The sequence below is a fragment of the Pedobacter sp. genome (assembly GCF_035566355.1).
Classification (GTDB): domain Bacteria; phylum Bacteroidota; class Bacteroidia; order Sphingobacteriales; family Sphingobacteriaceae; genus Pedobacter.
The window spans coordinates 1-18,289 of sequence record NZ_DATMRL010000466.1 but is presented as its reverse complement, the minus strand read 5'-3'; the positions used below and the strand labels follow the sequence as shown (position 1 = coordinate 18,289).

Genomic DNA, 18,289 nt, shown 5'->3' with positions numbered 1-18,289 from the left:
ACGTTTGCATTCCGCAGACCAGACATTGCCTCCAAACTTCAGATATATGAAATTGACCAACCAGATACGCTGACCTGGAAGCAACAAAGGCTAATTGAAATTGGTTTTGAAATCCCACAATACTTACATTTTGTGCCCGTTAATTTTGAAGTCTCTTCCTGGTGGAAACAATTATTAAAAGCAGGATTTGACAGCAGTAAACCCACTGTTATAGCCTCTACAGGAGTAACTCTATATCTAACAAAAGAAGCAATTATTGCATCATTGAAGGAAATGGCAGGGTTGGCACCGGGTTCAAAACTTGCAATGGCGTTTTATTTGCCAATAGAACTTCTCGATGATGAGGATAAATCTATGCAGGAAATAGCAGAAAAAGGGGCAAAAGCATCAGGAACTCCATTTGTAAGTTTCTTTGGCCCGGATGACATAATAACGATGTCTAAAAATGCAGGATTTAAACATTCAACGACTGTCTCAACAAAAGATATGGAACAATTATATTTTTCAGGCAGAACCGATAATCTGGCACCAGCAAGTGGAGAAGTATTCTTAATAGCAACAACTTAAGCAGAAGAGTAGATGGTTGCTCATGGCCATCTACTTTTGATCGTTTCTGTTCTATGCAGCATTCCCCAGTCAATCATTGAATCAATTACACTAGTTATACTCTTGCCAGATTCTGTTAGAATATATTCTATGAGTACAGGAGTTTGATTATAAACTTTACGCTCTACAATGCCGTTAATTTCCAGTTCTTTCAATTCTTTTGACAACATTCTGGGTGTTATTTTATCGATATTATCTTGTAAATCCTTAAACCGGGTTTTTCCATGCAGCAACGAGGCAATTATTGGGAGTTTCCATTTACCATTCATGACATTTAAAGTGTCGGTTAATGCAAGGACATAATGTCGTGGGCATTGTTGCACCTTATCTCTATCTATTAATTCCTTGAAATCACTCATAATATTATTACGTTTTTTAGTATACAAAAGTATAGTACTAATCTTTGATAACAAAGTATACTTAGTATATTAATATCACTAGGTTTACACCACAATAAAATTTAAAATATGATTTTAGTAACAGGGGCAACAGGTCAATTTGGCTCAAAAGCCATTGATCATTTATTAAAAAAGGGTGTTAGACCATATGAAATTTCTGCTTTAGTAAGAAATGAAGTAAACGCAGACCACCTTAAAAGCATGGGAATTGAAGTAAAAGTTGGAGATTACACAAACTATGATTCATTGGTTAAAGCATTTCAGGGAGTAGAGAAACTGTTATTTGTTTCTAGTAACGATAGAGAAGCTGTCGAAAATAGAACTGTCCAGCACATAAACATCATAAAGGCTGCGAAAGAGGCTAATGTTAAATATGTTGTTTATACTTCTTTTGTGAGGAAAACAAATTTTGAGAATTCGTCAATAGCCGCTTTCCAGAATTCGCATGTACAAACAGAAGCGTACCTGATCAACAGTGGTATTGATTATACTATTCTTCAAAATGGTATTTACCTGGAAATGATACCAATTTTTACTGGAGAAAAAGTAGCTGAAACCGGTGTTATATTATTTCCTGCCAGAGACGGCAAAGCAAGTTATGTTCTTCGTGAAGAGTTAGCAGAAGCTGCAGTACACGTATTAACAACAGAAGGACATCGAAAGCAAATTTATAGCTTAACGAATTCGACTTCCGTTTCCTTTTTTGAGATCGCTACGGCCATAGCTATTCAGTTGGGAAAAGATATTAAATATCAATCTTTAGAAGTTGATGTATTTGAATCTAAATTGAAACAGTTTGGAGTTCCAGACTTGTATATTGGTATGTTTACAATGTGGGCTATGGCCCAGGCGGAAGGTACAATGGATGTTATGAGTGATACATTAGAAAAATTATTGGGTAGAAAACCTACAAGTATGTCTCAGTTTATTGCTCAAGTTTATCAAGCTTCCATACCTCAATAGCCCTGGCTATTACGGAGAAATAATCTTATTAAAACCCTCTTTACCTTGTGAAGAGGGTTTCAGTTAACCGCTTATCTGATGCCTATTATAAAAATCTTTTATAAATTAATTGAATTACTAAATTAATTAGTATTAATTTTGTGTTCTTATTCTTATTGCTAATAAAATAAGTAAATATAGGAGGGGTGTTATGAATGCAAAACAAGAATTGGTGAACAAATTGCAAAAGGACATTCTTTTGTGGCAGGGCTTCAAGCCCCAGGGAATTGGGGCAGCAGATGCTATTGGGCTGGGAGAGATTGAAAAGGCCTTTCCAAATGGAGTTTTCCCAAAAAAGGCGATCCACGAATTTATTAACCTGTTACCTGAACATTCAGCAGCCAGTGACGGCTTCATTGGAGGATTGTTGTCAATACTGATGGAGGACGGAGCAGCCTGTGTTTGGATCAGTACTGCGAGGAAGTTATTTCCCCTCTCACTTCGTTTATTCAATGTGGATCCTGAAAGGATTATTTTTATAGATGTGGCAAGAGAAAAAGACGTGCTTTGGGTCATGGAGGAAGCTCTAAAATGCGAAAGCCTTGCTGCCGTAGTAGCGGAGTTAAATAATCTAAGTTTAATCGAATCCAGAAGACTCCAGTTGGCTGTTGAGGAAAGTGGCGTGACAGGCTTTGTTTTGCGTAAAGATGCCCGAAAGTCAACCACTAATGTGGCAACAGCCCGTTGGAAGATCACTCCGGTTCCAAGTGAAACTGAGGATGGAATGCCAGGTGTAGGCTACCCGAGGTGGAAAGTTGAACTGACTAAAGTTAGAAATGGCAATCCTGGAAGTTGGGTATTGGAGTGGGGAGGCGATAGATTTGTTGAAGTTGCCGGGGTTCAACAAAAAAGTGTATGGTATAATAATGAGGAAAGACAAATTGGTTAAAAATGCGAAAGCGATATGTTTCCATATGGTTCCGTCACTTGTTGACCGACTGGCAGCTCATACGCCAACCGGATCTAAAGGAAATGCCTTTTGTTTTTGTTACACCGGAGCATGGCCGCAATATCATCACCGCTGTCAGCCCTTTGGCAATGGCACATGGAATTGAAATTGGCATGCGTGCAGCAGATGCAAAAGCCCTTTGTCCGGGACTGGAGATGCTGGATGATAAGCCAGGCCGGTCGGCTAAGTTGTTAAAAGGAATTGGTGAATGGTGTGTTAGGTATTCCCCGATAGTTATGATAGATGATTTCTCCATCGATGGATTGATCATGGATGTGAGTGGCTGTCCCCATTTATGGGGTGGCGAGCGCGAATACCTTAAAGAAATTGTATCCAGATTAAAAAGCAAGGGTTATACCGTACGTCTTTCCATCGCAGATACAGCCGGGACTGCCTGGGCAATATCTCGTTTTGGTACAGTTACACCGTTAATCCCTCCTGGGAAGCATACAGATGCCTTACTTTCCCTGCCACCAGAAGCATTACGCTTGCCCGAAATTATTTTAACTAAATTACGTAAGCTTGGCTTTTACCAGATCAAAAGTTTTATTGGTATGCCACGCTCGGTATTACGAAGGCGTTTCGGAGAGGAATTCTTAGCCAGACTTGGTCAGGCACTTGGCACAGTCGAAGAAATCATTACCCCCCTGCAAGTTCCGGTTCTTTTTCAGGAACGTCTGCATTCTCTGGAACCAATTAAAACCAGAAGTGGCATTGAAGTTGCAATCACCCGGTTACTCGGAAATTTATGTCTGCGTTTGAAAAATGAGGGAAAGGGTCTGCGAGCAGGAATATTGACTTGTTATCGCATTGATGGTGAAATTATCCAGATTGATATCGGTACCAGCGGCGCTACGCACAATGTTCGTCATTTATTTAAGCTTTTTGAACTTAAAATAGAACAAATATGCCCTGCTTTAGGTATTGAATTATTTGTAATGGATGCAACCAAAGTGGATGATGTAATACCTGGTCAGGAAACACTTTGGGCAGGGAAACCGGGATTGAAAGATCAGAGCGTTATCAGACTGTTAGATCGGGTGGCAAGCAAGGTTGGCGCAGAAGTAATTCACCGGTATGTTCCTGCTATGCATTATTGGCCGGAGCGATCTGCAAAAAGATCTGCCTTGATTACGGAAATGCTGGAAACCGAATGGCATGTCGATAAACCACGTCCTACCGAGCTACTTAAACCACCTGATCCAATCGAAGTCATGGCATTGATACCTGATCATCCACCAAAATTTTTCATTTATAAGGGCATAAAACATTTGGTTGTAAAGGCAGATGGGCCGGAGCGGATTGAGCGTGAATGGTGGCTGGACGAAGGTGAACATAGGGATTATTATCAGGTAGAAGACGAACAAGGGCAGCGATACTGGTTATTTCGTTCTGGTCACTACGGAGGTCAGCAAAGATATCAATGGTTTATACATGGCTTTTTTGCATAGGAGGGATATATGGACTATAGCGAATTACAAGTGACTTCAAATTTTAGCTTCCTGCGGGGCGCATCACATCCGGATGAAATGGTTGATCAAGCCACTGTATTTGGATATAAAAAGATTGCCATTACTGATCGAAATACCCTTGCAGGTATTGTGCGGGCCCATGTTGCAGCTAAAGGAAAGAACATTCAGATCATTCCTGCCTGCCGCCTTGATTTATTGGATGGGCCAAGTTTGCTCGCTTATCCAGTAGACAAAGAAGGATATAGTAACCTTTCTGCATTACTTACAAAGGGTAATCTGCGGGCAGAAAAAGGACAATGTCATTTGAATAAGGCAGATGTTTATGAGCATGCCAAAGGTATTCTTTTTACTGTAGTGATGCCCAGGCAGCTTAACCGCCACTTTAATTTTGAAGACTCGTTTGTTCAACACATCAGTGAATATAAACAGGCTTTAGATAGGCAGCTTTATCTTTCTGCTACGCGCAGTTATTTAGGTAACGACGACAAATTGATCTTTCGGGTGGAGCAACTCTCCAATTGGTATAATATACCTGTTGTTGCCACCAACGATGTGCATTACCATGTACCTTCACGCAGGGAGCTACAAGATATCCTTACTTGTGTCCGGGAAAAGTGCAGCATCCAGGAAGCTGGTTTTCGCTTACATCAAAATGCAGAGCGCTTTATGAAGCCTGTTGAAGAAATGCACAGATTATTTAGAAAATATCCTGAGGCGATTCGCAATACGATGGTTATATCTGAAGCATGTACATTTTCTCTCGATGAATTGAAATATGTTTACCCTGAGGAAATTAATCAAAGCGGTCGCAGTCCACAGGAGGAATTGGAATACCTGACCTGGAAAGGCGCCCATGAATTTTATGGAGAAGTGGTTCCTGAAAAAGTTGTGAACATGGTAAACTACGAAATGGATTTTGTAAAAAAAATGGACTATGCCAACTATTTCCTGTTTGTGGAGGATATTGTACGGGAAGCACGAAGCAGAAACATACTTTGTCAGGGCCGTGGATCAGCAGCAAATTCAGCGATTTGCTTTTGTTTAGGAATCACCTCGGTAAATCCGATGAATTTTAACATGTTATTTGAACGCTTTATTTCCCCTGAAAGAAATGAACCGCCTGATATAGACGTTGACTTTGAACATGAAAGGCGTGAAGAAATTATCCAGTATGTTTATAATAAATATGGCCGTGACCGTGCTGCAATTGTTGCCACAGTTACACAGCTTCATCAAAAAGGTGCTATACGCGATGTTGGAAAGGCAATGGGACTATCGGTGGATACGATTAACCGCCTGTCTGAACAGGGGGCGAGTCCACAAGATCCGCATTTGAAAAAAACATTGGAACTTACTTCCCTGATGATGGGTTTCCCCCGACAGCTGGGCCAGCATACCGGCGGATTTGTGGTTACTAATGGAAAGCTGACCGATCTCTGCCCCATATTAAATGCAAGGATGGATGACCGGACAAATATCGAATGGAATAAGGATGATATTGATGCGCTCGGCTTTTTAAAAGTTGACGTTCTGGCATTAGGAATGCTGACCTGTATCCGTAAAGGTTTTGATTTGTGTAAAGAGCATTATGGGTTGAATCTGACCTTAGCCAATGTTCCGCAAGATGATTCTGCGGTTTACGATATGATCTGTTTAGCAGATACATTAGGCGTTTTCCAGATTGAGAGTAGAGCACAGATGTCCATGCTTCCACGTTTAAAGCCAAGGAATTTTTATGATCTCGTAATTGAAGTGGCGATTGTAAGACCAGGGCCGATACAGGGAGATATGGTTCATCCATATCTTTGCAGACGAGATAAAAAGGAGACAGTTGAATATCCTTCACCAGAACTGGAAGAAATCTTAAAAAGAACTTTAGGCGTACCCCTGTTCCAGGAGCAAGCCATGAAAATTGCTATTGTTGCTGCAGGATTTACACCAGCAGAAGCTGATGGACTGCGACGCAGTATGGCCACTTTCAAGTCTAAGGGCCTGGTTAATCAATATGAACGGAAACTCATCGATGGCATGATAAAAAAGGGATATACCGGAGAATTTGCCAAGCGGATATTCAAACAACTGGAGGGTTTTGGTAGCTATGGTTTTCCAGAAAGCCATGCAGCAAGTTTTGCGCTTCTGGTGTATGTGTCTTGTTGGTTGAAGCATTATTATCCTGATGCGTTTGCAACGGCTTTGCTCAATAGTATGCCTATGGGCTTTTATCAACCTGCACAAATCGTGATTGATGCGCAAAAACACAATGTAGAGGTTCGTCCTCCTGATATTAATTTTTCTACCTGGGACAATCTATTGGAAGAAAAATCTGAAAAATACTATGCAATAAGGTTAGGATTTCGTCAGATCAAAGGTGTTCGTGAAGAAGATATGGAGGTTTTGGTGAATTGCAGAGGAAAAGGTTTCCAAACAATTACTGCCTTAATGGATGCGGGCTTAACCATAACCTCACTGGAGCGTTTGGCTGATGCAGATGCGTTCCGTTCTATCGGACTTGATCGTAGAAAGGCCCTTTGGGAAGTATCGGCCTTGCAGGATAGGCCAACTGAGATATTTAAAGGCCAGCCCTCAGAAAGCGTATTAGAAACACAGGTTGAATTGCCGCTAATGAGTCAGGGAGAGCATGTGGTTCAGGACTACGCTACAGTTGGATTGTCGTTAAAAGCACATCCGGTTAGCTTTGTTCGTTCGCAACTGGAAATGTTACATATTCTATCCACACATGCAACCAATAATGATACTCAAAATGGGCAACTCATTAAAGTAGCAGGTTTGGTATTGGTTAGGCAAAGGCCCGGAACTGCTGAGGGGGTCTGTTTCATCACTATAGAAGACGAAACCGGGTTCACCAATCTGGTGGTATTCGAAAAACTATTTGAAAAGTACCGCAAAGAAATTCTTCATTCTAAACTCCTTATGGTAGAAGGGCGCTTACAACGAGAAGGCCTGGTGGTTCATGTCATTGTAAGCAAGTGCGTCGACTTAACGAAGTTGCTGGGTAAATTAGTACAACGTGAACAGGAAGATCCAAAAGATGTATTTTATGGGGGAAGGAATTTTAGATAGATCTTTGGAGGGTAAAGAAGAATTTTGATCCCTCACCAATTATACTCTCTACCCAGATGTTTCCTCCATTAGCACTAATAAATTCTTTACAGACAACCAGGCCAAGACTGGTTCCTTTTTCATTATTTGTACCCACTGTACTTACGTTGTTTAGGCTAAATATAGACTCTAAACGTGAGGGCTCTATCCCGATTCCGCTATCCCTGAACTGGAATATGACCTGATTGTTTTGATAAGCCTGTACCGATATATGGATAATGCCTCCAACAGGGGTAAATTTTATGGCGTTAGATAAAATATTGCGAGCCAGAAAATCCAGATGATCTGCATCACAAAAAACCTCCAATCCTGGTTCAATATTCTGCTTAATAGAGATTGATTTCTGCGCAGCCATTTCCTTGAGCAGCAAAACATTGCGGCTGATTGCCTTTTCCGGGCTAACATCACTCTGTTGGATCATAACCCCTTTTAGTTGCATTTGCCCCCAGTGCAAAATGAGATTTAACGTATCCAGTGTCGTGCTGCACTGTGATTCCAGTTTACTGAGCATAAGCGATTTTTCCTCCTCCGATAGCCAGCCTCTGTTGACCAGTTCGAGAAAGCTGAGAATTGAACCCAGAGGACTTTTCAGATCGTGCCCAAGAATTGAAAACAGCTTGTCTTTCACGTTGTTCGATTGCATAAGGTCAGCATTGGCTTTGTTCATGCGTCGATTCAAGTTCCTGATCTTAAAAAAGTAAGCACCCAGGATCAGCAGTAAGGCTATACTACCTGATATAATCCAGAACATGATTTTTTGTTCGAGCAATTGCTTGCTGTTTACAAACTTCAGCTGTTCAACCTTAGCCTGAGACTTGGTCAGCTCATACTGCGCCTGCAAATTGGATATTTTAATAGAAATATCCTTGAAGTAAAAACTGTCGGCGATACTATATTGCTTGGTTCTTGCCAGATAGGCCGCTTTATAATCTCCTGATTTTTCGTGCAGAGCGGCAATATGTGATAAGGCTTCAAGAATCTGTTTATTGGCTTTTTTAGTCTGTCCTACGATCAGTGCTTGCTGAAAATAATTTAAGGCAATAGCCGGGTGGGAAGGGCTATAGCTTTCTGCAAGTGCCATCAGGCTTTGGAATTCCCGGAGGCTGTTGCTGATCTTTCTCGATTTCAGTAAGGCTCCCTTCTGAAGTTCAATGGCTTTTGCTATTGCTCCTGATTTTGCATATACCTGGGCCAATCCATTGGTAAGAGAAATATTTAACCCCATCATCTCAGGATAATTGCTTTGGCTGATGCCCTTTTCAAAGTAGTAAATGGCTTTGGACAGTTCACCAGTTTCCCTGTAGGCGGTCCCAAAGTTCAGACAGGTATTTAACTTCAGACTTGAGAAGGGAAGGCTAGTACCGATTGCCTCAGCTTGCTTGTAATAAGAGATCGCACGTTGATAATTGCGGCGGAAAGCATACACTTCACCAAGAGTAATATAGGATTCCATAATTCCACTCTTATCCTTATGTTGCTCACTTATCTTTAATGCCTGAAGAAAATAGGGAATGGCTGCTGCTGAATTACCTTTCCTGTTTTCCACAACACCCAGCCGGATATTCTCTTTAACAATTCCTTTATAATTATTCAGGCGTTTGTAGATTTCAAGTGCTTCCAGGTAATGTTGTCTCGAGGATTCTGCATGACCAGAGTTATCATCAATCATGCCCATCTGATTAAGCATCCTCGCCACACCTTCTTCATCTTTAGTTCTTTTTGCAAGATCCAACCCAAGCCTTACAAAAAACAGGGCTGAATCAGGTTTATTATAGCGATAATGAACGATTAACTTTTCATAGGCATTAATATCCAGCGCAGAAGGCTTTGACTTTACAGGTTTTTGGAAACCATAAAGTGTATGAAAACAGCATGGGATAAAAAAACAGATAAGGAACGTACGCAAAAATGACATAGCAGGATGACCAGGGCAAGGTTGGCGCCAAAGATAATAGTTTGCTGTTAAAAGCAATGGTTTGATAGGTGTGAAAATAAGATTTATGGTCTCACTGAATCTTTCGCGAAGAGCTTCAGGTTCTGAGGTTCGCCCATTAAATCTTATTTTCTTGGGTGCAGACCGGGTAGGGTGGTTAAAAGGAAAAGATTATAGAATCTGTGGCGAAATGAATCTTATTCAAAATACAGATACATTTCTATCTCACTAAAAAAGCTTAAGTTTACAATAAGCCCATTGAAGGAAGGTCTGGTAAAATTGATGGTCTGACTAGAGCCGCTAGCCCAGTTGGATGTTAACCAATGCTCCCCACTTGCATTTTTAGCTATTAAAGAGATCAAATATCTTCTATCCTCCAGTAATTTTTTTTCCAAGACTATTTTGTCCTTAAGTACAAAGCCGTAAGATTCTTTTCCTGAGTTGGATACGTTCTTGATTAGAGGACTTGTGTAAATGACTTCCGCATTGGGTGGATATGCACCCTGAAATATTTCCTCTCCATTTTTTAGGAGCTGTATTTTAAGATAAACATCTGCATTTGCTGTCAATGGCCAGCTGGTGTCTCTAAGGTTTGGATCCAGACTCCAATAAATCCTCTTTATGTTAATTTCTTTAAGCACCCTGTCTAACACCTTAACTTTTTTTGATACAGTGGTTTGGTTTCCATTGTGTGTCTTTGCAGTTAAGGTAACAGTATAGATGCCCGACTTAGGATAGGAAAGTACAAGCCGATTGCTTTCAGATGTTCTGCCGTCACCCAAATCCCAATGTACCGACGATGCGTTTTCTGCTGAACTGATCAGCATAGTAGTATCTGTTGTAACCAAGGAAATTTCATTTGCCTGATTGTGGCTAAACGTAAAACCTGCAGCAGGTTGAAGTGTGTTGCTGTCTTTTTTGCATGCAGTAAACAAAGCGATCAGCGTCAGGGTAAATAAGAGCTTATTCATAGTTGTAAGAGTGTTTACTAATATAAAAGATATTCAAAATACATAGATTAACGCACTGTTATATAAGTGTTAATATCTTGCATAAGGTATTAAAAAGAAAGAGGACCAAGTTTGGAAACCTGCCCCTCATTTCTCATTAAATTAACGCTCTCGTAGTAAAATTAAATAAATATTTTGATACTTTCATCTATAATTTTATACTTATGGAACATAAAGCATTATCTATCAGGCCGTTTATAGGGGCTGAGAATTTTGAGGTTTCTCGAAAGTTTTATACTGACCTGGGATTTGAAGAAACAATGTTATCGAATAATATGTCTGTTTTTAAAAGTGGAATCACCAGTTTCTATTTACAGAATGCGTATGTAAAAGAATGGATAGATAATACCATGGTTTTTATGGAAGTTGATGGGATTGAAAGGTTTTGGGAAGAACTTTTAGCTTTAAACTTACCCGATAAGTACGAAAAAGTACGGTTAACACCTGTTAAGACTTTACATTGGGGTAAAGAGTGTTTTGTACACGACCCTTCCGGGATCCTATGGCATTTTGGTGAATTCAAAAAATAGGATTGGCAGGCCGGTTGTTAAATCTATTTAACCAAACGATCACTAAATCTTTAAATACCGCTTACGCAAACGGTTGTGTTCAGAATTGGTTTGTTATCCTGATAATTTATAATTAGAATTGTTTCTTATGGTATCTCCCGATGATTAATTAGTCTTATGATGAAGTCAAGAGATTTTGAAAGATTGTATTCCCTGTACTATGCTTCAGTACGTGATTTCATCAAAAAATATGTCTACTCCGCAACGCTGGCTGAAGACCTTACCCAGGAAGTTTTTATAAAAGTATGGGATCACCGGGACCAGCTCGAAGACGTGACCTATCTTAAAACTTATATATTCAGTATGGCTAGGAACCATACCTTTACTGCATTGAAAACCCTCAGCAGGTCTAAGGAATCCTTAAATAATATGGTATGTGAAATCCCTGTTTTACAAACCTTTGCAGATGATGATATGCAGGTTAAGGAATATATGGACTTTATTACCCAGGTTCTGGAGCGCATCCCAGCCCGGTCAAGGACAATTTTTAAGCTCTGCAGGGAGGAAGGGAAGAGTTATGCAGAGGCAGCGGAAGATCTTGGGATCTCTAAAAATGCCATAAAAAACCACATGGTTGGTACCATGAAAATCCTGAAAAATGCAGTAGAGGATAGGTTTGGGATTCCACTCAGTGTATTCTTATATATACTTTTAAAATAAATTTTTCTTTTTTGCTACCCTACCTTTCCTATTTATAGTCTAACCTGAAATGACTGATATGAGAGAAGCTGCATTATATAAAAAACTGGTTGAACGTTACACAGAGAAAAAACTTTCCTCCGAGGAACTGGAGGTGTTTTATCATCTGTTGGATGAGGGGAAACTGGAGGATTATATTCTAGATGCCATGGATAAAGACATTGCCGCAATATCTGACAAGCCCAAAGTTCAATTGCGCAGATTCTCTTTACCTAAGATTATCAAATTTTCTGTTGCCGCCTGTATTCTTGTTGCTATAGGTGCTGCATTTTTTATCAGGCAAACTGAAGTTTCCCATGAATCTTTTATGCGCATACAAGACAAAGCACCAGGGGCTAGAAAAGCTACACTTATACTTGGATCGGGCGAAACCATTGACTTGAATAATGCTCCGGATGGTCAGTTAAGGACATACGAAAACGTGAATATTGTTAAGGACCAGGACGGCCAGATCAGTTATAAAGGCAAAAGGGACCTCTCTGGAGGAACGGGTGCTTTTAATATGATAAAAGTACCTAAAGGCGGCCATTATGAGATCAGTCTGGCCGACGGTACGCGGGTATTTTTAAATGCTTTTTCAACACTTACTTTTCCAAGTGTGTTTACCGGCAAAGAGCGTATTGTAAAGTTAACGGGAGAAGCTTATTTTGAGGTTACACCAAGCTCTAAAGCTGGGGGAAAAGCCTTCGTTGTAGAAACAGGGAACCAAAAAGTACAGGTGGTGGGTACCAGCTTTAATATCAATGCTTATAGCGATGAACCATATACCAAAACAACCTTATTACAAGGCAAAGTAAATATTCTGACCTCTGCCGGAACCACAAAACTGGTTCCCGGTCAACAGTCCAGATTGGACTCTAAAGGTATAGCTACAGTAACAGATGTTGATCCCGAAACTGCTTTAGACTGGAAAAATGGAGATTTCATTTTTGTGAATGAAAGTTTGAGAAGTGTAATGAGGAAATTAAGCCGCTGGTACGATATGGACATTGTATACGAAAAAGGAATTTCAGACGAAACGCTAAGTGGACAGATTTCAAGAAATAAAAAGCTTTCGGAGGTGCTTCAATTGTTATCTCTGTCTGGCGATTTTAACTATAAACTGGATCACAACCTATTGCATTTGTATCCAAACACCAAAGCAGTCAAATAATCCAACCATAATAACCAAACAACAAAACAATATGAAAGAAGAATCAGGTTAACCAGGAAACCTCAATACCATGTTATAGGTACTACCAATACCTTTTACATAGGAATATGGGACAACGAAACAAATTTGTGAAATCAATTTAATTAAACCCCAAGTTTAAAAAATATGAATAATTTTTATTCTGAACAGCCAACAGACCATTGTCTGTCTGTTGGGCGTGTTATGGTATTGCCGTCAGTGAAATGGACTGTGGTAACCAAACATATTATTAAGGTCATTTTATACATGAAACTGATTATATTTTTTCTGGTGATTACATGTTTACAGGTTTCTGCCTCGGCATTAGCTCAGAAAATTACTTTATCCGAAAAGAAGTCCTCTATGGAGGAGGTATTGAAAAAGATCAGAAGGCAGGGAAAAGTGGATTTTATCTTCAAAACGAAGAGGATGCAAATGACAACGCCGGTAACTATACAGGTGAAGGGGCAGGAGCTGAATGAGGTACTGAAACTAATTTTTAAGGATCAGCCTATAGATTATGTTTTTGAAAACAATTGGATCGCAATCATTGATAAAATATCTGTAAAAAAGATATTGGAGGAGCTAAACCCGGTAGAAGCCCAGCAACATACTGTTTCAGGACGGGTAACAGATGAATCTGGTATGGGTATACCTGGGGCAAGTGTAACAATCAAAGGGACAAAGAATGGAACCTCTACAGACCCTGATGGAAACTTTAAGATCTCTGTTAAAAATGAGGATATACTGCAGATCAGTTTTACGGGTTATACCAGTCAGGAGATTCCGGTCAGGAACCAATCGGTGGTTAATGTACAGCTGAAAGAGGAACATAAAGTATTAAGTGAGGTCGTAGTTGTGGGATATGGTTCGCAAAAAAAGCAAAACATCACGGGCTCTATTGCCATTGTGAAAGGCGAGGACCTCAAGGACGCCACCTCTCCAAATGTAAGTAGTCTTTTGCAGGGGAAAGTTGCGGGCTTAGAAGTGGCGAACAGTAGTGGTAAACCAGGCTCTGCACCGACCGTTAAAATACGTGGGGTAAGTTCCATCAGTGCTTCCAAAGTACCCATTTGGGTTGTAGACGGAGTTATACAGCATGATGTGCCGAATCTGAACCCAGCAGATGTTGAGTCTATCTCTGTGTTAAAAGATGCATCATCTGCCGCATTATACGGTTCAAGAGGTGCCAATGGGGTTATTGTGGTTACAACTAAGGCTGCTAAAGAGGGAAAAACATCTATTGCATTCTCCAGTAAGACTGGCGTTTCAAATTTTAATATGGCCCAGTTCAAACTGATGGATGGTCAACAGCTTTATGATTACTGGGGTAGTTTTGCCAATCAGAAGGACCTGCCAGACTGGTATAAAAGTAACCTGCTCCAGACGAATACTGATTGGGTGAAATTGGGCACCCAACATGGTCTCACTCAGGATTACAATTTATCGGTTTCTGGCGGGACAGAAAAGGCCAGGATTTATGCAGGGGGGAACTATTATAAAGAGAATGGTTCTGTGAGGGGGATGAGTTTTGATCGTTATACCGGAAGGTTAAACCTGGAATACAAGATCTCGGATAAGATTACATTTAGCCCTAAGCTCTATACAAGCTATAGTCAAACAGACGACCGACAGCACAGTATAAATGCGATGTTTACTTATTTGCCTTGGGATAATCCTTATACAGCAGATCGTAAGGTAGTGAATGCACAAGCCGCCGGATCCAATTGGAGGGGCAGGGATCTTTCCAATTACCTGTACGATTTACAGTGGAATTATAGTAATAGTGGCCGTTTCAATGCGATGGCGAATGCAGATTTTAGTTATAAGGTTCTCCCTTTTCTAGAATTTAAATCGACCAATAATATTACCTATTATTCTACTAAAGGGCTGGTTTATACAGATCCGCAGTCTATTGCAGGGTTGGCAGACAATGGCCGCATACAGAATTCTAATGCCTACAGGACAACACGATTTACCAACCAGATGCTCACTTTTAATAAAGTTCTCGGGAAGCACAGCCTGAATGCTTTGGCCGCTTATGAATTCAATGATTATAAATACGAGGATAATTCGGCTACAGGAAAGGGCATTGTACCCGGTATTACGGTATTGTCGGCGGCTTCGACTGCCCTTGGGGTAACTGGAGTTAAAAACGATTATGCGTTCCAGTCTGTTTTAATGAATGCCAATTACAGTTACGCAGACCGTTATGTCCTCCAGGCTTCATTTAGAAGGGATGGTTCTTCCCGTTTTGGATCAAATTCTAAATATGGTAGTTTTTACTCCGTAAGTGGTGCCTGGAATATACATCAGGAAGCGTTTTTTAAATCGACTGCCCTGAACTATCTGCGTTTGAAAGCCGCCTATGGAGGGGTTGGTAATACGCCAGAGACTCTATATCCCCAATACGAATTATTTTCGGTGAACGCTCAGTACAACGGGAGGCCTACTGCATTTCCATCAGCACTGGGAAACCGGAACCTGACTTGGGAAAAAACATATGCCACCAATATTGGTGTGGAGGCCGGGCTCTATAACCGGGTAAACTTTACGTTGGAATTGTATCAAAAAAATACCTCTGGCTTATTGCACTTTGTTCCTCTTCCATATATTTCCGGTTATAACGGCTACTGGGACAATATTGGCCGTGTGCTTAATAAAGGGCTGGAATTAACGGTTGATGCAAAAGTGATCAAAACAGAAATCCTGACCTGGAATTTAAACTTTAATCTGGGTTTAAACAGAAATAAGGTGAAGGAATTGTATGGTGGAAAAAAGCAAATTAACGGAAACCAGGTGATCGAAGAAGGACAGGACATCAATACCTGGTATATGCGCAATTGGGTTGGTGTAAAGCCTGAAGACGGTACACCACAATGGGAAATCATTGATTCGAATACCGGCGCTAAAACACTGACAGGAAACTATGCCCAGGCCTCATTGCAGCGCGCTGGAAATGCAACGCCAAAGTATTTTGGAGGTGTCAATACGGACCTGAATTATAAGAACTGGTCATTGTCTGCTAACCTGGCCTTTACGCAGGGTATTTTGGTTTATAATGCGGGGCGGGAGTTGTTTGATAGTGACGGTGCTTATGCGACCTATAACCAGATGCAGCTAAAGGATGGTTGGTCAAGATGGACACCTGAAAATCGCAATGCAACACATCCACAGGCATTCTACGGAGGTAATAATCGCTCGAACGGGGTATCTACCCGTTATCTGGAAGACGGATCCTATCTGCGTTTGAGGAATGTGGCCTTGAGTTATAAAATAAACAACCGGCTTTTAGATCGGCTGAATGTAAAAGGAGTCACAGCCAGTATTGCATTAGATAATGTGTTCACAATAACCAAATATTCCGGACTGGATCCTGAGGCTGCAGCTAATGGTGACAACAATTCACCTTATCCGCTGCCTAAAAGGATTATGTTCGGTATTGATGTTAAATTCTAAATTTTAAAGACATGAAACCATTTGTATATATATCATTTCTATCGATGCTTTTGATGATTGCTTCCTGCAGTTTAAACAAAACGCCATATGATTCTCTGACACCCGATGGATTGAATAATTCTCCCGGTAGTTTAAGATCTGCCACAGACGGAAATTATGCGAGGCTCAAAACCATGGCTTTGGGTTGGTACCGCATACAGGAATTTCCAGGTGATAACGTTTCTTTGAGTGGTGTAACTACATCCCACCTCATTTATTTGTACAATTACCAGCGTATTCCAACCAATAGTTTTGCCAATTCCTTCTGGCAGAATTCTTACCAGGTCATTGTTGCGGCCAATAAGATCATTGAAACTGTTCCTGCAGGCCAATCGGTAACAAATGATCAGCTTTTAGGTGAAAACTATTACCTGAGGGCATTGCTTCATTTTTCGCTCTGCAATATTTTTGGCCGCCCTTATAGCCAGGGTACACAGAACCTTGGTGTGCCGGTTAAAATTGATGCCGACCCGAATAATCATCCTATACGTTCTTCTGTAGGAGATGTTTATAAGCAAGTAGTTGCGGATCTGAATAAATCAATTAGCCTGATGAATACTTATAAAGGCAGTGTATATGCCTCCAAAGAAGCTGCATGGGCATTGCTTTCCAGGATTTATCTGTATATGGAAGATAACCAAAAGGCCATTGAATATGCCGATAAAGTCATCTCTTCAGGACGTTACAGTTTGTTGCCAACTGCGGATCTGGCCAATTATCCCGTTTTTAAACCAGAAGATAATAAAGAAACGATATTTGCGGTAAAATTTATTCCAGATCAGGACCTTGCGGATAACGGCTGGAGTAATATCGGTTCTATTTATTCAACGATCAGCGGAGTTGGATATGGAGAAATGTATGCATCACAAAGCTTTCTGGAGCTGGTGCAGAGATATCCCCAGGATGTGCGCAATAAATTTATTTCACCACTATATTTAAATAATGGAAAAGAGTGGGCTATTTACTCCAATTCTGCTTCACAATATGTTAAAGTACCTCTCCTGAAAGAAAACGGTTTGTATTACTATACCAATCAGAACAACCAGAAACAGGCGGTGGAAAAGGAGAACGGAGTTTCCGGCCTTCCGGTATATTCGATCAGGCTGGCCGATAATTCAAAAAAAGCAGTAAGAGTGGAACCGGAGATAGATATGCGTAACGGATACCCTAAGTATTTTATCATAAAGTGCTCGCGCCAGGAAGGACAGCCCCAGCTGTGGTCGCCAATTATTTCCAGACTTGCAGAAATGTACCTGAACAGGGCAGAGGCAAATGTTAAGCTGGGCTTTAACGATGCGGCACTGACCGATCTTAACCTGATACGCAAAAGGGCAGGGATTCCTGATCAAGGGCTTTATACACTCCAAAATCTGCCATCGGGCCAATCCTTACTAGACGTTGTACTGGATGAGCGGCGCCTGGAGCTGGCCTGGGAAGGACACCGTAAGTTTGACATCTTCAGGAACAAAAGAAACCTGGACCACAATTTCCCGGGTGTTCATTTAACTGGAAACGGGGCAATCAGGGATGTATCATGGCAGAGCAACGCAATTGTAGAATATATCCCTGAATCTCAAATACTGGTACATAAGGGACTTCAGCAAAACCCATAACATCAACGGGTTAAAAATGCCGGAAATGCTACCAACATTTCCGGCTAAATACCTGGGACAACGAAAACAAATTTTGTGAAATCAATTTTATTAAACCCCAAGCGGTATCAAATATAGCAATAATCTATGTTCAATAAAGCTGAAGGGAATATCGTTTACAATATTTAAAAACCAATCTAAATCTGATGAAAGAAAATTTATTAAAGGAGAACAGGAGAACATTTCTCAAAGGAGGGCTTGTTCTTGGCG

The 18,289-nt window shown here is 40.6% G+C and carries 13 protein-coding genes; 10 read left to right on the top strand and 3 right to left on the bottom strand.

All coding sequences use genetic code 11. The features are described from left to right. On the top strand, positions 1-567 hold a 567-nt coding region (locus tag VNZ46_RS18125; RefSeq protein ID WP_325561439.1), incomplete at its 5' end, for an SAM-dependent methyltransferase. A gap of 20 nt (positions 568-587) precedes the next feature. Here the strand turns inward: VNZ46_RS18125 and VNZ46_RS18120 are convergent. Next, positions 588-965 carry a winged helix-turn-helix transcriptional regulator gene (locus VNZ46_RS18120; RefSeq protein ID WP_133780975.1) on the bottom strand — a complete coding sequence of 126 codons (378 nt, stop codon included), beginning with the start codon at positions 963-965 and terminating at the stop codon, positions 588-590. Between the two features lie 108 nt (positions 966-1,073). Here VNZ46_RS18120 and VNZ46_RS18115 point away from each other — a divergent pair, with 108 nt between their 5' ends. The 4 genes from VNZ46_RS18115 to VNZ46_RS18100 all read left to right on the top strand — a co-directional run bounded on the left by VNZ46_RS18115 (position 1,074) and on the right by VNZ46_RS18100 (position 7,508). After that, the gene (locus tag VNZ46_RS18115; RefSeq protein WP_325561438.1) at positions 1,074-1,967 is read left to right on the top strand and encodes an SDR family oxidoreductase; all 894 of its coding nucleotides are present in this window, start codon (positions 1,074-1,076) and stop codon (positions 1,965-1,967) included. Positions 1,968-2,157: 190 nt separating this feature from the next. Continuing rightward, complete coding sequence (locus tag VNZ46_RS18110) at positions 2,158-2,895, top strand: Error-prone repair protein ImuA (protein ID WP_325561437.1); 738 nt, start codon at positions 2,158-2,160, stop codon at positions 2,893-2,895. Between the two features lie 2 nt (positions 2,896-2,897). After that, complete coding sequence (locus VNZ46_RS18105; RefSeq protein ID WP_325561436.1) at positions 2,898-4,406, top strand: DNA polymerase Y family protein; 1,509 nt, start codon at positions 2,898-2,900, stop codon at positions 4,404-4,406. 9 nt (positions 4,407-4,415) lie between these two features. Beyond that, on the top strand, positions 4,416-7,508 hold the full coding sequence (locus VNZ46_RS18100) for an error-prone DNA polymerase (RefSeq protein WP_325561435.1): 3,093 nt from the start codon (positions 4,416-4,418) through the stop codon (positions 7,506-7,508). On the opposite strand, the gene VNZ46_RS18095 is transcribed toward VNZ46_RS18100, so the two are convergent. Together VNZ46_RS18095 and VNZ46_RS18090 are read right to left on the bottom strand one after the other, a co-directional pair. Beyond that, positions 7,501-9,462: a tetratricopeptide repeat-containing sensor histidine kinase gene (locus tag VNZ46_RS18095; protein WP_325561434.1), complete on the bottom strand. Its 1,962-nt coding sequence runs from the start codon at positions 9,460-9,462 to the stop codon at positions 7,501-7,503. The two genes, VNZ46_RS18100 and VNZ46_RS18095, sit on opposite strands and share 8 nt — an antisense overlap. A 215-nt stretch (positions 9,463-9,677) precedes the next feature. Then, a complete protein-coding gene (locus VNZ46_RS18090; protein WP_325561433.1) occupies positions 9,678-10,451 on the bottom strand; it encodes a PKD domain-containing protein in 774 nt (257 codons plus the stop codon). A 203-nt stretch (positions 10,452-10,654) separates the two neighbouring features. On the opposite strand from VNZ46_RS18090, the gene VNZ46_RS18085 reads away from it, so the two are divergent. From VNZ46_RS18085 to VNZ46_RS18065, 5 genes are all read left to right on the top strand, one after another. After that, positions 10,655-11,020 (top strand): glyoxalase, encoded by a 366-nt coding sequence (locus tag VNZ46_RS18085; protein ID WP_325561432.1) that lies wholly within the window; start codon positions 10,655-10,657, stop codon positions 11,018-11,020. Positions 11,021-11,176: 156 nt separating this feature from the next. Continuing rightward, the gene (locus VNZ46_RS18080; RefSeq protein ID WP_325561431.1) at positions 11,177-11,719 is read left to right on the top strand and encodes an RNA polymerase sigma-70 factor; all 543 of its coding nucleotides are present in this window, start codon (positions 11,177-11,179) and stop codon (positions 11,717-11,719) included. A gap of 49 nt (positions 11,720-11,768) precedes the next feature. Beyond that, the gene (locus VNZ46_RS18075; RefSeq protein WP_325561430.1) at positions 11,769-12,911 is read left to right on the top strand and encodes a FecR family protein; all 1,143 of its coding nucleotides are present in this window, start codon (positions 11,769-11,771) and stop codon (positions 12,909-12,911) included. Between the two features lie 165 nt (positions 12,912-13,076). Continuing rightward, complete coding sequence (locus VNZ46_RS18070) at positions 13,077-16,388, top strand: TonB-dependent receptor (protein WP_325561429.1); 3,312 nt, start codon at positions 13,077-13,079, stop codon at positions 16,386-16,388. An 11-nt stretch (positions 16,389-16,399) separates the two neighbouring features. Then, on the top strand, positions 16,400-18,040 hold the full coding sequence (locus tag VNZ46_RS18065; protein WP_325561428.1) for a RagB/SusD family nutrient uptake outer membrane protein: 1,641 nt from the start codon (positions 16,400-16,402) through the stop codon (positions 18,038-18,040). Positions 18,041-18,289: the final 249 nt, after the last annotated feature.

Bases quoted from the DNA above. Each gene is read 5' to 3' on its own strand.
- VNZ46_RS18065 (WP_325561428.1), top strand. From the start codon at position 16,400: ATGAAACCATTTGTATATATATCATTTCTATCGATGCTTTTGATGATT.
- VNZ46_RS18080 (WP_325561431.1), top strand. From the start codon at position 11,177: ATGATGAAGTCAAGAGATTTTGAAAGATTGTATTCCCTGTACTATGCT.
- VNZ46_RS18090 (WP_325561433.1), bottom strand. From the start codon at position 10,451: ATGAATAAGCTCTTATTTACCCTGACGCTGATCGCTTTGTTTACTGCA.
- VNZ46_RS18105 (WP_325561436.1), top strand. From the start codon at position 2,898: ATGCGAAAGCGATATGTTTCCATATGGTTCCGTCACTTGTTGACCGAC.
- VNZ46_RS18070 (WP_325561429.1), top strand. From the start codon at position 13,077: ATGAATAATTTTTATTCTGAACAGCCAACAGACCATTGTCTGTCTGTT.
- VNZ46_RS18095 (WP_325561434.1), bottom strand. From the start codon at position 9,462: ATGTCATTTTTGCGTACGTTCCTTATCTGTTTTTTTATCCCATGCTGT.
- VNZ46_RS18085 (WP_325561432.1), top strand. From the start codon at position 10,655: ATGGAACATAAAGCATTATCTATCAGGCCGTTTATAGGGGCTGAGAAT.
- VNZ46_RS18115 (WP_325561438.1), top strand. From the start codon at position 1,074: ATGATTTTAGTAACAGGGGCAACAGGTCAATTTGGCTCAAAAGCCATT.
- VNZ46_RS18120 (WP_133780975.1), bottom strand. From the start codon at position 965: ATGAGTGATTTCAAGGAATTAATAGATAGAGATAAGGTGCAACAATGC.
- VNZ46_RS18100 (WP_325561435.1), top strand. From the start codon at position 4,416: ATGGACTATAGCGAATTACAAGTGACTTCAAATTTTAGCTTCCTGCGG.
- VNZ46_RS18110 (WP_325561437.1), top strand. From the start codon at position 2,158: ATGAATGCAAAACAAGAATTGGTGAACAAATTGCAAAAGGACATTCTT.
- VNZ46_RS18075 (WP_325561430.1), top strand. From the start codon at position 11,769: ATGACTGATATGAGAGAAGCTGCATTATATAAAAAACTGGTTGAACGT.